This window comes from Micrococcus sp. HOU01 (genome assembly GCF_035609305.1).
Lineage (GTDB): Bacteria > Actinomycetota > Actinomycetes > Actinomycetales > Micrococcaceae > Micrococcus > Micrococcus luteus.
On sequence record NZ_CP141211.1, the window covers coordinates 587,974 to 603,123 of the forward strand.

The following is a 15,150-nucleotide window of genomic DNA, read 5'->3' on the forward strand; positions in this document are numbered from 1 at the left end:
GTAACAATTGTGATGTCTTTTGTGAACGCTGACCGTTACGCGACGATGCGCCAACGGATCGCGAACAGGTGCTCGGTGTCCTGGGTGCCCTGTAGGGATTGCTCGATCATGTCGAGCTTCTCGTCGATCTCGGCCTGCAGCTTGCGGCGTGCGTCACGGAAGTCGTCGTCGGCCTCGTCCGCCCGGCGCTCCCATTTGCGGGCCTCGCGCTTGAGCTTGAGTTGCTCCATCGGGTCGTCCGCCTGCTTCGCCGCCTTACGGGCTTCCTTCTCCTTGGCGCGGTACTCGCGGATCTTGCCCTCGTGCTCGGCCTTGCGATCCTGCTGGTTGCGGTAGAGCAGTTCCTCCTGCTGGTCGTAGTAGCGAGAGTTGCGCCCCTGGACTTCTTTCTCCAGCTCACCGAGCCGCGCCTTGAACTGCGGCTCGACCTTCGCGGTATCGACTACGACCGGCTGTTCGCCTACATCGAGGCAGGCGAGGTCGAGGATGTCAGCAACGTACTCCTCATCCAGGTACTGGCCGTCGTCGGTCATGCCACCGGCGAGCATGTATGACTCGGAGATGTCCTCGTCGCGCGCCTGCATCGTGAAGGTCAGCAGGTTGACCGTCAACTCGCCGCACTTGCCCTCGAGCGCCTTGACAGCGTTACTGGCGCGCGTCGACTGGCCAAGCGAGAAGGTCAGCTCGCGTTGCGGCGTCTCGTGCGTTTTCGCGGTGTCTGCGACGTGCTGCGCGAGCGGGCTGGCGTAACGGTACTGGTGCGCGTTCGGGAGCGGCTTCGATTTGAAGAAGTAGCGGCCCGTCGGTGCTTCCTTGGTCGGCGCTTGATTCAGGACGAACGTGCGGCCGTCGCCCTCGAACGTCGCGACGTCACGAAGCTCGTGCTGCGTGATCGAGAGCAACAGGCGCTCGAACTTGTTGAGCACGTCGCCCGACTGTTCGTCGTATGCCTTGAGGCGATCTTGCACGTGCGGGTCGAGGTGGTCGAAGACCTTGGCCTTGGCGCTGGCCATTTCCTTCGAAATCTCGCCCGCGAACTGATCCTCAAGTTGCTTGAACGCTGCATCGATCTCGCCGGCTGTCTTGCAGCGGGTGAGGATGTCGCTGATCCGCTTCTCGAAGTCGAGGCCATCCTCCACAGCGCCGAGCACCTCGTCGCTGGCGCCGAACACACTCGAGAACAGCTGGAACTTGTTGGTCAGCAGCTCGAGGATGCGCTGCTCGGCGATGTTGCCCTTGTTGCTGAAGTTCACTACCACGACGTTGTGCTTCTGGCCGAAGCGGTGCACGCGGCCGATGCGCTGCTCGACGCGCTGCGGGTTCCACGGCAGGTCGTAGTTGACGAGCATCGAGCAGAACTGCAGGTTGATACCTTCAGCCGCTGCCTCGGTGGCGATCATGATCGTGCCCTGCTCGCGGAAGTAGTCCACGAGCGCCTTGCGGCGATCGACAGCAGGGATGCCAGTGAGCAGGTCGCTGTCTTGGTTTGCCGTCAGCCACGCCTGGTAGATCGCCGTCTGCTCGGGCGACGTGTTCGAGCCGTTGAACAGCACGACGCCCTCGCCGCGACCAGCGTCGGCCAGCGTGCGGGCGATGTACTCCTGTGTCTTCGTCGAGTCAGTGAAGATGATCGCCTTCTCGGCGGCACCCAGCTCGCGGAGTCGCTCGAAGCCCATGTCGAGCGCTTCACCCAGCTTGACGGCCTTTTGATTGTCAGTGATCGACCGCGCCAGCGCCGCGTACTCGCGAAGCTCCTCCACCTCGGCGCGCATACGCTTGAGGGTCTCTTCGTCGAGCTGCGCACTCGATGCCGGAGCCGTCGTCTCCTCGGCTTCCTCGACGATCTCCTCCTCGAGTTCGTCACCGGTCTCGAAGTCGGCCAGGAACAGCCCGCCGCGATTGTCACGGAGCTTGCCCGCGGCCACCTCGTCCGCGAGACGGTTCGCGATGTTCTCCAGCGTGCTCGCAACGGCATACGTTGAGGAACCGAGACGCTTGCGAATGATCAGGGCAGAAAGGTGGCGCTGCGAGCCCGCGAAGGCGAACAGCTCGTCGCGCTGCAGATAGTTGTTCACCAAGTCGTACAGGCGTTCTTCATCGGGTGACGGGGTGAACTCCACTGTGATCGGCATGCGCTCGGTGAACCGGATGTACTTATTGGCGTCCTTGCGGAGCGTGCGCTTGGAGATCGCTGCCACACGTTCGACCAGATCGTCGTCGCCCGTCAGGTCGCGGTTCTTGATGTACCGCTCGCGGAACGCGTCGAGAGAGTAGAAGTAGTCTGGGTCGAAGATCGACACCAGGCCGTACAGCTCCTCGAGCTTGTTCTGCAGCGGCGTCGCCGTGAGCAGAACGGTTTTGTGCGCGCTGCGGGCGACGTGCGAAACGGCCTCGGCCATCTTCGCCTTCCCGTTCCAGTAGCTACGCAGGCGGTGCGCCTCGTCAGCCACCACCAGATCCCACGACTTCAGTAATGAGGTCTCGTGGCGGAGGGCGAACTCATACGAGCAGATGAGCACCTCAGCGGCACGAGTGTCGGTCTTCGCGAGTAGCGCGTCCTTCGACTTGGCGTCGAGGATCGAGGACGGGATGAGGAACTTCTCGTACAGCTCCTCCTTCCACTGCTGACGCAGGCTCGAGGGCGCGATGATCAAGATACGCCGCTTGCGTTCAGCCCAGTACTGCGAGATGACGATGCCCGCCTCGATCGTCTTGCCCAGGCCAACCTCGTCCGCCAGTATCACACCCGGCAGGAACGGCGTCTGGAGTGCAAAAAGTGCCGCATCGATCTGATGCGGTTTGGGTTCGACCTGCGCGTCGAACAGCAGCCCGGCCAGCTTGCCGACGTGATCGTTCGCGTAGCTGCGCTGCAGCTCGTGGGCGAAGTACTTCGCTTGGTAGTCGGAGAGAGGCATCGCCATCTTCAGCCCTCCTGGTGTAGACGGGAGAGATATGACGTGGATCGGGCGGTCGGATCGCCACTGCCGCGATCAGACAGGGCCACTGCACGCTTCACTGCGTCACGCTCCCCGCTTTTCCCTGCTTGGCCCCAGCCGGTGCGGCGGTGGTCAGGACTACGCGCCTCACGGTGTCGGCTCCCCTGACCGTTAGGCGTTCTCGCGTGATACTGCCACATAAGGATCGGCTGTGTGGTGCCGGGCACGTTCACGTCCGTGTCACTGTCTGGGCCCGCTCGCTCTGGGTCTGGCCGTGGACCCGGTTGGACCGGCGGTCTTTCCTCAGCGAGAGCCCCCGTTAAGCTCGTCACATGGTCACCGCGCGTGAAGTCACCCTTCAGGAACTCCTCGGGGGCTCCTACCAGTACACGGTCCCGCTCTATCAGCGGACGTACTCCTGGGGCCGCCCGCAGTGGCAGCGACTGTGGGAGGACGTCGTGGATGTCGCCGACCATCGGCGGGACAACCCTTCGGCAACCCACTTCATCGGCTCCCTCGTTCTCGCCGGCTTCCGGGACAACGGGCCCGGTGGCGTCCAGCGGTGGCTCGTGGTGGACGGGCAGCAGCGGCTGACGACGCTGACGCTCCTCCTCGCCGCTGTCCGCGACCACCGGGCTGAGCACGAAGGCCCCATGCACGCCGATCGGGTCAACGAGAAGTACCTGGTCAACAAGTGGGAGGACGGCGATCTCCGCTACAAGGTCCTGCCCACCCAGGCCGACCGTGGCGCCTACCGCGGACGGATCGAGCACGCCCCGGACGCTGCCGAAGGCTCCAGGATCAGCGAAGCCCACCAGTTCTTCCTGACGAAGCTGCTCGGGTTGAGCCATCCCCCTGCTGACGGTGAAGAGGAGCCGCTGACCTTGGCGGAGGTCGAGTCCGCCGTCGTTGCCGGCCTGTCGATCGTGTCCGTGACCACCGGGGAGAACGACAACGCCCACCGCATCTTCGAGTCGCTGAACAACACCGGCCTCAAGCTCACCCAGGGCGACCTGCTCAGGAACTACCTGTTCATGCAGCTGCCCACCCGGGCGGATGAGGTCTACACCACCCTGTGGCTCCCGTTGCAGAACCTGCTCTCCAATGAGGAACTGGAGACGCTGTTCTGGCTTGACCTGGTGCAACAGGATCCCAAGGTCCGCCAGACGGAGATCTACGCGGGGCAGCAGCGTCGCATGCGTGACCTGCAGGACGAGTCGCAGGTCAGGGGGGCGTGTCAGATGGTCTGTGTAAGCCGTACCGAGAGGAACGGTAAGAATCATGACCATGATCGACGAGAAGAACCCAGGCGAGCCCTCGGGCCAGGACCTGGTCGAGCAGCTGAAAGCCTCAGGGCAGCTTGATTCCCTATTCGCGCAGATCGACGCGGGCGGCGTCGAGCTCACCGGTGACGGCGGGTTCGTGCCCGCGCTGGTCAAGGCCGCGCTCGAGCGGGGCCTGCAGGCCGAGCTGACCAGCCATCTGGGCTACGAGAAGGGCTCGAGCGAGGCGCCGAAGCACGCCAACTCCCGCAACGGGACCACCCCGAAGACCGTGGAGTCCGAGGTCGGGCCGATCGAGCTGGACGTCCCGCGAGACCGGGGCGGGTTGTTCACCCCGCGCCTGGTGCCCAAGGGCCAGCGGCGCCTCGGGGGCCTGGATGACATGATCATCAGCCTCTATGCCGGCGGAATGACGATCCGGGACATCCAGCACCACCTGGCCTCCACGATCGGCACGGACCTGTCGCACGAGACGATCTCCAACATCACCGACGCCGTGAGCGAAGAGGTCCTGGCGTGGCAGTCGCGGCCGCTGGAGGAGTTCTATCCGGTGATCTATCTCGACGCAATCCGGATCAAGATCCGAGAGAACAGCCAGGTCCTCAACCGTGCCGCCTACATCGCCGTCGGCGTGGACCTCGAGGGCATCAAGCACGTGCTGGGGATCTGGGTCCAGGACACCGAGGGCTCGGCGTTCTGGGCCCACGTCTGCGCCGATCTCGCCAACCGGGGCGTGCAGGACGTGCTGATCGTGTGCTGCGACGGGCTCAAGGGCCTGCCGGAGGCGATCGAGGCGACGTGGCCGGACTCGATGGTCCAGACCTGCGTGGTTCACCTGATCCGGGCCGCGATGCGGTTCGTGGCCTACCAGGACCGCAAGAAGGTCGCCGCCGCGCTGAAGCCGATCTACACCGCCCCCAACGAAGAGACCGCGAGGAAGGCGCTGGCCGAGTTCGAGGCCTCCGAGCTCGGCACGAAGTACCCGTCTGCAGCCGCGACCTGGGCGAACTCCTGGGAGCGGTTCATCCCGTTCCTGCAGTTCCCACCCATGCTCCGCAAGGTCATCTACACAACCAACAGCATCGAGTCGCTGAACTTCCAGCTACGGAAGGTGACCAAGAACCGCGGCCACTTCCCCTCGACCGAGGCGGCGGTGAAGCTGCTCTGGCTCGCGATCTGCAACATCGAAGACAAACGCGCCGCCGAACGCGCTCGGGACCGGGGCAAACCCGCCGGCCAGCGCAAAGCCCAGGGCCGGCTCGTCGAAGGTCAGGCCGTCACGAACTGGAAGCAGGCCCTCGCCCAGCTCGCCGCGGCCTACCCCGACCGGATCAACCCCTACCTGTGACCACCCCGCTTACACAGACAAGTTGACACGCCCGGTCAGGGCGGAAGTCGAGCGGTTCCTGGCGTTGGGGCGTCTCTACGACGTGATGCTCCGCCCGGAGAAGGAGCGGGACGACGCAGTGCGCTTCCGCTTGGCACGCCTGCGCGCCTGGCGCACGACGACGACGTTCCCGATCACACTGCACCTGATGGAGCGCCGGTCCTTGGGGGACATCGACTCGGACGAACTGGCCCGTGCGCTCCTCTACCTCGAGTCGTACCTGGTCCGACGCCTCGTCTTCGGCCGCTATTCCGACGGTCTCAACACCACCTTGCTCGCGGCCACGGCCGACATCCAGGGTCAGGACGACCCGGCGGATGCCCTGCACCGGTTCCTCTCCAGCGGGCGGAAGCACTTCGCCTCCGACGACCAGGTCCGCCAGGCCGTGATGACGGCACCCTTCTACACGACGGGCCGAGCGGCCCACCGAAAGCTGATTCTCCGGTGGATCGAGGAGTCCTACGGCAGCAAGGAGCCGGTGGACCTCGACAGTGCGACCATCGAGCACGTCATGCCGCAGACGCTCACGGAGGAGTGGGAGCGCGCTCTGGCCGACCAGCTTGAGGCGCACCAGGACCTTCGAGAGGTGCACACCGAGCTCCTGCACACCTTGGGCAACCTCACCCTCACCGGGTACAACAGCGAGCTGAGCAATGGGCCCTTCGCGGTCAAGCGTGCGGAGCTGGCCAAAAGCGGCATCCGCATGAACCAGGAGATCTCCGCTGAGCCGGTGTGGGGTCCCGCGCAGATCCGTGCTCGCGCCGAGCGGCTGGCGGACCGGATCGTCGGTATCTGGCCGGGACCCTCAGCAGAGGCCGCCTCCGGGGTCGCTCACACGGCCTGGCAGACGCTGTCGGATGCCGTCGCGGCCATTCCCGCCGGGTCCTGGACCTCCTACGGCGAACTGGCACGGCTGATCGGAAGCCATCCGGTCCCCGTGGGGACCTACCTCGCACGGACTGCCCTGCCGCACGCTCATCGTGTGCTGCAAGCAGGAGGCACCGTCTCTCCGTCCTTCCGGTGGCCCGACGCCCACCGCACGGACGATCCGCACGACGTCCTCGCGGCCGAAGGCGTGCGCTTCTCCGAGGACGGACGTGCCGACGGCGGCCAGCGGCTGCTGGCGGAGCAGCTCGCCGAGCTCATCGACGTCGACATCGACCTGACGGATCCCCGGTCGCTCGCGGCCCCGGGCAACGACCCTGCGCTGCGGGACCGCTGGGTCGACCGACTTCACGACCACAACGATCCCGAATCGGCCCGCGCAATGATCGAGGTCCAACGAGGCTGGGTCGAGCGCGGTGGCCGGGCGGAATTCGCGGACAATGCCGCCGGCGGTTGTTTCCTGGTCGTCCCGCGCACGTCAGCACGCGCCATCTGGCCGGTGATCATGTACCCGACGTACGGCGTCGAGGTCGTCTTCTATCACCTGGCGAAGTGGCCTCCCTTCACGGACGAGGCGCTTCTCGACGAATTCCGGGGACGTCTGAATCTCATCCCCGGGCTGGAATTCGGCCCTGAGTCTCTCCGCCGGCGCCCGAGCATCACGCCGCAGACCCTTCGGCCGGCCGCAGCGCAGGAGGCGTTCCTCGATGCGCTGGGGTGGTTCCTGCACACCGTCCAGGAGGACGACAGAAGTGCCTGACAGCCCTGCCAGGGGCAGGTCCTGACGAGCCGCACAGCCACCCCGTCCACCCCACCCAGTACGCTCGCCCCATGAAGATCGGTCTCCGCAAGCCCAGCCTGAAGAAGTCCATCAAGGCCCGCACCACGGGCCGCGCCAAGCGTGCGATCAGGCGCAAGGTCATCCCCGGCTACGGCCGCAAGGGGATGGGCTGGCTGCGCGATCCGAAGCGCGCCGCCTACAACGCCGTCTACCGGCGCACCACGGTCGGCCTGGGTGACGTCCTGAAGATGTTCAAGTGACCTCCACGCCCTCGCGCGCCTGACCGGGGTCGGCCCGGTGGAGGCGCGCCGCCGGCCTGGCCACTGACGGCCCGGGCCGCGGCCCGCCCCTCACCGGCCCGCGAACGCCTCCACCCGCCGCACGGCCTCCGGGTGTTCGGACGCCGCCGCGATCGACGCCGCCTCCTGCCGCACGTGCGCGCGCAGCGCCTCGACGTCGGCCCCGCGCGCCAGCGCCTTCGTCGGCCCGTAGGTGTGCGCCGGACCGGCCACCAGCTCGTCCTCGAGCTCCGCCAGACGTGCCGCGAATGCGTCGCCGGCCACCGCCTCGGTCGCCAGGCCCCACTCCACGGCCTCGGTCCCGGTCAGGCGCCGACCGCCGAGCAGCAGCTGCGTCGCGCGCACCGGCCCGAGCACCCGCGGCAGCCAATAGGACACGCCCGTGTCCGGCGTCATCCCGAGCGCGGAGAACGCCGTCACCAGCTGCGCATCCTCGCGCACCAGCACGACGTCGGCGCCCAGCATGAGCCCGAGCCCCGCCCCGGCGGCCGTCCCGTTGACGCCGCCCAGCACCAGCAGGCGAGAGCCCGTCAGCGCCACCGCGACCTCGCCCGCCGCCTCGCCGAGTTCCTGGATCATCGCGCGCCGCTCCGGCCCGGCGGGCGCGGCGGCCATCGCCTGGACGTCCCCGCCGCCGCAGAAGATCCGCCCGGCGCCGGTCAGCGTGAGCACGTGCACGGACTCGTCCGTCTCGGCCGCGGCGATCGCCGCGAGCACCTCGCGCGCCATCGTCAGTCCGAGCGCGTTGCCCTTCGCGGGCCGGTTCAGCGTCAGCCGCACGACGCCGGGCCGCGTCTCGACGAGGACGGCGGGGGCGTCGTCGGAGGAAGAAGGGGTGGGTGCGGTGGTCATGTCAGCTCCTGGGGTCGGAAGGTGGGGGCGGGTGCCGGGCACGAGAGCGGCCGGCCGGGGCTCACGCGAACGCGCTCATCCCGGTCAGGTCCCGGCCGAGGATCAGCGCCTGCACGGACTCGGTGCCCTCGTAGGTGTGCAGGGCCTCGACGTCGGCGAAGTGCCGCATCACCCGGTGCTCGAGGAGGATGCCGTTGCCGCCGAGCATGTCCCGGGCGATCTGCGCCACCCGCCGAGCGCCCCGGGTGCAGGCGTACTTCAGCAGGGAGGCCTGCTCGTCGCGCAGCCGCCCGGCCGCCTGCAGACGGGCCACGGCCACGCAGCGGGTCTGCATCGCGGTCACCTCGTCCAGCATCTGCGCGAGCCGTTCCTGCACCATCTGGTGCGCTCCCAGCGGCTTGCCGAACTGCTCGCGCTGCCGGGCGTACGCCAGCGCGGCCTCGAACATGGCGGTCGCGTGGCCCAGCGCGGACCAGCCCACGTTCACGCGGGTGGCCACCAGCACGCGCGCGGCGTCCTTGAACCTCGCCACGCCCGGCAGCCGCGCGTCGTCGCCGACCCGCACGTCGGTCAGCGAGATCTCGGCCTGGTGGATCGCCCGCAGCGCGCCCTTGCCCGTGATCACCTCGGCCTCGTAGCCGGGCGTGGACTGCTCCACCACGAACCCCTTGACCTGGCCGTCCTCGGTGTCGCGCGCCCACACGATCGTGATGCCCCCGGCGGCCCCGTTGCCGATCCACTTCTTGGCGCCGTTCAGCACCCAGCCGCCGGCGCCGTCGGGCCGCGCGGACGTCTCGAGGGACACCGAGTCCGAACCGTGCAGCGGCTCCGTGAGCGCGAACCCGCCCGGCAGCGTGCCGCGCGCCACCGGCTCGAGGTACCGCTCCTTCTGCTCCGGGCTCGCGCAATGCACCAGGGCGCGCAGCACGAGCCCGCCCTGCACCGCCGCCGCGGCCGCCATCGACCCGTCCGCCCGGGAGATCTCCATCGCCACCAGGCCCGCCGCCAACGGGGACATCACCGCATGCCCCGGCACCTCCAGCCCATCGGTGAGCAGGTCCAGCTCGCCCGCCCGCGCCACCAGGTCCAACGGGTACTCCGCCCGGTCCCAGTGCCCGTCGATCCGCTCGAGCACCTCCCGGCCGTAGGCACGGGCGTGGTCCCAGTGCGCGCGGTCCTCGTCCGTCGCCTCCCCGAACGCGTCCAGGTAGTCGACGTCCAGGGGCGTGACGACGTCGTAGGTCGGCTTCTGCGTGCGCGTCACCGGGCCTCCTGCGTCCGCTCGGCGCGCAGCGCGCGCTTGAGCAGCTTGCCCGACTGGTTCCGCGGCAGCTCCGCCACGAAGTCCACGCGCTTGGGCACCTTGAAGCCTGCCAGGCGCTCCTTCACGTGGGTGCGCACGGTCTCCGCGGTCAGCTCGGCGCCCTCCTTGAGCACGACGACGGCGGTCACCGCCTCGATCCAGCGATCGTCCGGCAGGCCGATGACGGCGACCTCGGCCACCTCGTCCAGCTCGTAGATCGCGTCCTCGACCTCCCGCGGGGCGACCAGGACGCCGCCCGTGTTGATGACGTCCTTGATGCGGTCCACCACCTGGATGTAGCCGGCCGCGTCCTGGGTGACCTGGTCGCCGGAGCGGAACCAGCCGTCGTCGGTGAACGCGTCCGCGATGGCATCTGGGCGGTTCCAGTAGCCGGAGAGCAGCTGCGGCGAGCGGTACTGGATCTCGCCGGGCTCGCCGGGCGCGGCGGGGGCGCCGTCGGCCGTCATCACCCGCGCCTCCACGTGGAACACGGGACGGCCGCACGAGGCCGGCCGCGCGTCGTGCTCCTCGGGGCGCAGCACGGTGCACAGCGGGCCCAGCTCGGACTGGCCGAAGCAGTTGTAGAAGCCGATGCCCGGCTGGCTCTGGCGTAGGCGCTGCAGCACGGTCACCGGCATGATCGAGGCCCCGTACTGGGCCTTGCGCAGCGAGGAGAGGTCGCGCGTGGCCAGGTCCGGGTGGTTCGCCAGCGGCACCCAGACTGTAGGAGCCAGGAACAGGGAGCCGATGTGCTCGGTCTCCACGAGCTCGAGCATCCGGGGGATGTCCGGGGCGGGCAGCAGGCGCACCGTGGCGCCGAGGCTCAGGTAGGGGAGCAGGAACACGTGCATCGCGGCCGAGTGGTACAGCGGCATGGCCACGAGGGGGCGGTCCTCGGCCGTGAAGTCCAGCGCGATGATCGAGGAGAGGTACTCCGCCACGAGCGCCCGGTGAGACATCATGGCGCCCTTGGGGGTGGAGGTGGTGCCGGAGGTGTAGAGCAGCTGGGCCAGATCGGTGGCCGACACCTCCGCCTCCGGGGCGGCGGCGTCCAGCGTCTCGTCCCGGGCGGTCTGAAGCACGGAGGGCTCGGCGTGGCCGGCGGGGAGCATGGTCCACACGTGCCGCAGAGCCGACGCGCGGCCCTCGGCCCGGACCTGGTCGACGCGCTCGAGCATGCCGGCGTCGGCCACGAGCAGCTCCGCGCCGGAGTCCTCGAGGGCGTGGGCGAGCTCGCCGCCCTTGAGCGCGAAGTTCACGGGCACGTGCACATAGCCGGCCGTGACGCAGGCCAGGAAGAGCAGCGCGTAGGCGTCCGAGTTGGTGGCGTAGGCGGCCACCCGGGTGCCGGCCGGCAGGCCGGTGTCCTGGAGGCGGCGGGCCACGCGGTGCGCTCCGTCCCGGAGCTGGGCGTAGGTCCAGTCCCGGTCCTCGAAGCGCAGGGCGACGGCCTGCGGGGAGCGGGCGACCGCGCGCGCGAACACGCGGCCGATCGTGTCCTCCGGGGCGGGGGAGAGGTGGGTGGCGGCGGTGGGGTGGGTGATCTGGCCTGGCATGGAAACCTCCGGGGGATGGGTCAGAGACGCTCGATCACGGTGACGTTGGCCTGGCCGCCGCCCTCGCACATGGTCTGCAGGCCATAGCGGCCGCCGCTGCGCTCGAGCTCGTGCAGCAGCGAGGTCATCAGGCGGGCGCCGGTGGCGCCGATGGGGTGGCCCAGGGCGATCGCCCCGCCGTTGACGTTGACCTTCGCCGGGTCCGCGCCGGTCTCGGTCAGCCAGGCCAGCACGACGGCGGCGAACGCCTCGTTGATCTCCACGAGGTCCATGTCGTCGATGGTCAGGCCCATGCGGTCGAGCGCGTACGCCGTCGCCGGGATCGGGGCGGAGAGCATCATGACGGGGTCGGCGCCGCGGGCGGAGAGGTGGTGGATGCGGGCTCGCGGGGTGAGGCCGTGGCGGCGCACGGCCTCCTCGGAGGCGAGCAGGAGGGCGGCCGCGCCGTCGGACATCTGGGACGCGGTGGCCGCGGTGTGCAGCCCGCCGGGGACGATCGGGTCGAGCGAGGCGATCTTCGCGGCGTCCGGGGTGCGGGGGCCCTCGTCCGCGGTGAGGCCGGCGAGGGGCAGGATCTCGCGGTCGAAGCGACCGTCGGCCTGGGCGGCGAGCGCGCGCTCGTGGGAGCGCACCGCGAACTCCTCCAGGGCGTCACGGTCCAGGTTCCAGTGCCGGGCCATCATCTCGGCCCCGCGGAATTGGGAGATCTCCTCGTCCCCGTAGCGGGCGGCCCAGGACTCGGAGCCGGTGAACGGGTCGGGGAAGCCGAAGTCGGCGGCCGCGCTGTTGGACCGGGAGAGCGGGATCGCGGACATGGACTGGACGCCACCGGCGACGACGAGGTCCGCCGTCCCGCTCATGACGGCCTGTGCGGCGTAGTGGACCGCCTGCTGGCCGGAGCCGCACTGGCGTTCGACCGTGGTGCCGGGGACGTCCTCGGAGAGCCCGGCCGCGAGCCAGGCGTTGCGCGCCACGTCCATGGCCTGTGGGCCGAGCTGGTCGATGCAGCCGAGGATGACCTCGTCGTATTCGGCCGAGTCGATGTCCTGGCGGGCGACGAGCTCGCGCAGCGGCGCGGCCGCCAGATCGAGGGGATGCACGCCGGCGAGCCCCTTCCCTCGGCGACCCACGGGGGTGCGGACGGCGTCGATGATGTAGGCCTCGGGCATGGGGACTCCTCCGGACGGCGGGGACGTGACGCCGATCACGCTATTGCTTGGACGTCCAACGATCAAGAGTGTGACGGGATCCGTCGGGGCGGCGTGGACGTCGCGGAGGGCGCCGTTTCGGCCACGAAAGCGGCTCGGGGCGCGCCGTTTCGGCCACGAAAGCGCTGGGGGCGGGCGTCGCCTCGCCCTGGTCAGGACCCCCTGCCCCGGGCCTACCGTGAGGGCCAGCGGCGCGCACCCGTGCCGCCGAGACGAGAGGAGCCGGCCATGGCCACCCCGCACACCCCCGACCCCCAGGACGCCCGGCGCGCACGCGAGGCGACGGACGAGACCTCCGGCGTCGCGTTCGACGGCGACACGCCCCCAGCCGAGGGCGCGGGCGTCGGCCCGAACAACCCGGGCATGGACGTGGAGCAGACCGGCGAGCGCTCGGCCGGCAAGATCGTGCTCGGGCTGATCATCGCCCTCGTGGTCATCGGGGTCCTGCTGTTCATCCTGGGCCGCGTCGCCGGCCTCGGCTGAGCCGCGGCGCAGACGCCTGGGGCACGCCACCGGCCCACCACGACCGCGGGGCGGGCGCCGATCCGTCGGTGCCCGTCCCGTGCCGTGTCCGCTCCGCGGTGATGCCGTTCAGCGGCGACTCCGCGCCCGCGCAGCGGTCAGAAGCCGCCGCCCACGGTCCGGCGGCCGCCCGCCGCGCGTCGGCCGACGGCGCCGCCCCGGCCGCGGGAGGCGAGGGCCCCGCCGAGCAGCCCGCCCAGCAGGCCGGTGCCGAGGCCGCCCGTGGACCGGGCCGAGGGCCCGAAGCCGCCGCGGTACGCACCGGAGCTGCGCCCGCGCGTCGTGCCCCCGGCGCCGCGGCGCGAGAGCTCACGCAGCGCCAGACCGCCGAGCGTGCCCAGGAGGGCACCGCCCAGGCCGCTGGACCGGCGTCCCTGAGCGCGGCCCTGCCGGCCGAAGCCGGGGGACCGGCCGACGTGCGCACCGATGGTGGGCCGGCTGGAGCGGCGGCCGCCGCCGCCGAGAGTGCGGGTGATGCTGGAGAGGATGCCCATGTGTCCTCCTCGGACGTCGTGCCGGCCGCTCGGGCGTGGCCGGTCGGGTGCGCCTCAACCTAGGCGCCGACCCCCGCACGGTGTCCAGACCGGGCCTCCTCACGCATCGAGGCGGGATATCCACCCCACGGCCGCCCGCGGCAGCCGGATGGGGTCGATATCCCGCCTCGAAACGCGCGGGCCGGAGGGGGCTTCAGTCCTTGAGCGGGGAGGTCTTCGGCTCGTCCCGCCAGAGGGCCACGTTCCGCGCCTCGGGCAGGTCGGAGAGGTGGAAGCCCGGATCCATGCCCGCCTTGAGCTTGCGCTCGTAGTCCCGGAGCAGCTTCACGGCCAGCCCGCCCAGCGGGATGATCGCCACGAGGTTGATGGTCGCCATGAGGGCCGCGAACGTGTCCGCGAGGTTCCACACCAGCGCCACGGAGCCGAGCGCGCCGCCGACCACGCACACCAGCACGAGCACGCGGAACACGGTGATGGCCGGGCCCGCGTGGCGGCCGGCCAGGTACCGGATGTTGGCCTCGCCGTAGTAGGTGTTGCCCAGCACGGAGGACCAGGCCAGGAAGAAGATGATGACGGTCAGCGCCGGGCCGGCCCACGCGCCCACGGCCTGCTGGAGCGCACCCTGGGTCACCTGCATGCCGAGCGCCTCCCCGCGTCCGTAGGCCGGGTTGGAGAGCAGGATGACGAACGCGGTGGCCGAGCACACGATCAGGGTGTCGAAGTAGACGCCCAGGGACTGCACGAAGCCCTGCTTGGCCGGGTGGGAGACGGCCGCGGTGGCGGCGGCGTTCGGGGCGGAGCCCATGCCGGCCTCGTTGGAGAACATGCCGCGGCGCACGCCCTGCATCACCATCGTCATGCCGACGGCGGCGCCCGCGGCCTCGCGCAGGCCGAAGGCGTGGCCCACGATCAGCGCGATCATGCCCGGGACCTCGGTGATGTTGACGACCATCACGATCAGGGCCAGGAAGATGTAGAACGTGGCCATCACGGGGACCACCACGTTGGTCACGGCCGAGAGCCGGCGCACGCCGCCGAAGATCACGAGGCCGGTGAGGGCGGCCAGGCCCAGGCCCACGATCCACGCGGTGGTGGAGGACGCGCCCCAGTTGGCCTGCACGGACTCGGAGATCGAGTTGGACTGCACGGCGTTGAACACGAAGCCGTAGGTCACGGTGATGGCGACGGCGAACACGGCCGCCAGCCACTTCGCGCCCAGACCGTCGCGGATGTAGTACGCGGGCCCGCCGAAGTAGCCGTCCGCGCCCTTCTGCTTGTACAGCTGGGCCAGCGTGGACTCGACGAACGCGGTGGCGCCGCCGATGATCGCCAGCAGCCACATCCAGAACACGGCGCCCGGGCCGCCGATCACGATCGCGATCGCCACGCCGGCCACGTTGCCGGTGCCCACGCGCGAGGCCGCCGAGATGGTGAAGGCGCGGAACGGGCTCACGCCGTCGTTCTCGAACCCGGTCTGGGACTTGGCCGTCACCGACCGCAGCATCTCCGGGAGCATGCGCACCTGCACGCCCACGGTCCGGATGGTGAACCACACCCCGGCCACGAAGAGCAGCGCCATCACGACGTACCAGTACTTGTCGTTGAAGGCCGTGACGGCCGCTGTGATCTGTTCCACTGTCGCTT

General features: G+C 69.7%; 12 protein-coding genes. 5 read left to right on the forward strand and 7 right to left on the reverse strand.

Going from position 1 to position 15,150, the window contains the following annotated elements:
- Positions 1–35: 35 nt before the first annotated feature.
- On the reverse strand, positions 36–2,921 hold the full coding sequence (locus SOY78_RS02765; protein WP_324701751.1) for an SNF2-related protein: 2,886 nt from the start codon (positions 2,919–2,921) through the stop codon (positions 36–38).
- Between the two features lie 347 nt (positions 2,922–3,268).
- Between SOY78_RS02765 and SOY78_RS02770 the strand changes: the two genes are divergently transcribed.
- The 4 genes from SOY78_RS02770 (at position 3,269) to SOY78_RS02785 (ending at position 7,532) form a co-directional block, all read left to right on the forward strand.
- Positions 3,269–4,300 carry a DUF262 domain-containing protein gene (locus SOY78_RS02770; RefSeq protein WP_324701752.1) on the forward strand — a complete coding sequence of 344 codons (1,032 nt, stop codon included), beginning with the start codon at positions 3,269–3,271 and terminating at the stop codon, positions 4,298–4,300.
- Positions 4,224–5,567: an IS256-like element ISMlu11 family transposase gene (locus tag SOY78_RS02775; RefSeq protein WP_324701753.1), complete on the forward strand. Its 1,344-nt coding sequence runs from the start codon at positions 4,224–4,226 to the stop codon at positions 5,565–5,567. The genes SOY78_RS02770 and SOY78_RS02775 overlap by 77 nt, the downstream gene beginning before the upstream one ends.
- Before the next feature lie 118 nt (positions 5,568–5,685).
- Positions 5,686–7,251, forward strand: coding sequence for a GmrSD restriction endonuclease domain-containing protein (locus SOY78_RS02780; RefSeq protein ID WP_324701754.1), 1,566 nt, complete (start codon positions 5,686–5,688; stop codon positions 7,249–7,251).
- A gap of 71 nt (positions 7,252–7,322) precedes the next feature.
- Positions 7,323–7,532, forward strand: coding sequence for a hypothetical protein (locus SOY78_RS02785; RefSeq protein WP_123244034.1), 210 nt, complete (start codon positions 7,323–7,325; stop codon positions 7,530–7,532).
- A gap of 90 nt (positions 7,533–7,622) precedes the next feature.
- Here SOY78_RS02785 and SOY78_RS02790 read toward each other — a convergent pair whose 3' ends face one another.
- From SOY78_RS02790 to SOY78_RS02805, 4 genes are all read right to left on the reverse strand, one after another.
- Positions 7,623–8,423, reverse strand: a complete 801-nt coding sequence (locus SOY78_RS02790) for an enoyl-CoA hydratase/isomerase family protein (protein ID WP_141843324.1) — start codon at positions 8,421–8,423, stop codon at positions 7,623–7,625.
- A gap of 61 nt (positions 8,424–8,484) precedes the next feature.
- The gene (locus SOY78_RS02795) at positions 8,485–9,687 is read right to left on the reverse strand and encodes an acyl-CoA dehydrogenase family protein (RefSeq protein ID WP_141843326.1); all 1,203 of its coding nucleotides are present in this window, start codon (positions 9,685–9,687) and stop codon (positions 8,485–8,487) included.
- Positions 9,684–11,282 (reverse strand): fatty acyl-CoA synthetase, encoded by a 1,599-nt coding sequence (locus SOY78_RS02800; RefSeq protein WP_317676559.1) that lies wholly within the window; start codon positions 11,280–11,282, stop codon positions 9,684–9,686. The genes SOY78_RS02795 and SOY78_RS02800 overlap by 4 nt, the downstream gene beginning before the upstream one ends.
- Before the next feature lie 20 nt (positions 11,283–11,302).
- Positions 11,303–12,451, reverse strand: coding sequence for an acetyl-CoA C-acetyltransferase (locus SOY78_RS02805; RefSeq protein ID WP_095346985.1), 1,149 nt, complete (start codon positions 12,449–12,451; stop codon positions 11,303–11,305).
- Positions 12,452–12,718: 267 nt separating this feature from the next.
- On the opposite strand from SOY78_RS02805, the gene SOY78_RS02810 reads away from it, so the two are divergent.
- Entirely contained in the window at positions 12,719–12,973 is a 255-nt protein-coding gene (locus tag SOY78_RS02810; protein WP_073116645.1) for a DUF6480 family protein, read from the forward strand.
- A gap of 137 nt (positions 12,974–13,110) precedes the next feature.
- Here SOY78_RS02810 and SOY78_RS02815 read toward each other — a convergent pair whose 3' ends face one another.
- Both SOY78_RS02815 and SOY78_RS02820 read right to left on the reverse strand, forming a co-directional pair.
- On the reverse strand, positions 13,111–13,506 hold the full coding sequence (locus SOY78_RS02815) for a hypothetical protein (RefSeq protein WP_036384909.1): 396 nt from the start codon (positions 13,504–13,506) through the stop codon (positions 13,111–13,113).
- A gap of 193 nt (positions 13,507–13,699) precedes the next feature.
- Complete coding sequence (locus SOY78_RS02820; RefSeq protein ID WP_324701755.1) at positions 13,700–15,142, reverse strand: alanine/glycine:cation symporter family protein; 1,443 nt, start codon at positions 15,140–15,142, stop codon at positions 13,700–13,702.
- Between the last annotated feature and the right edge of the window lie 8 nt (positions 15,143–15,150).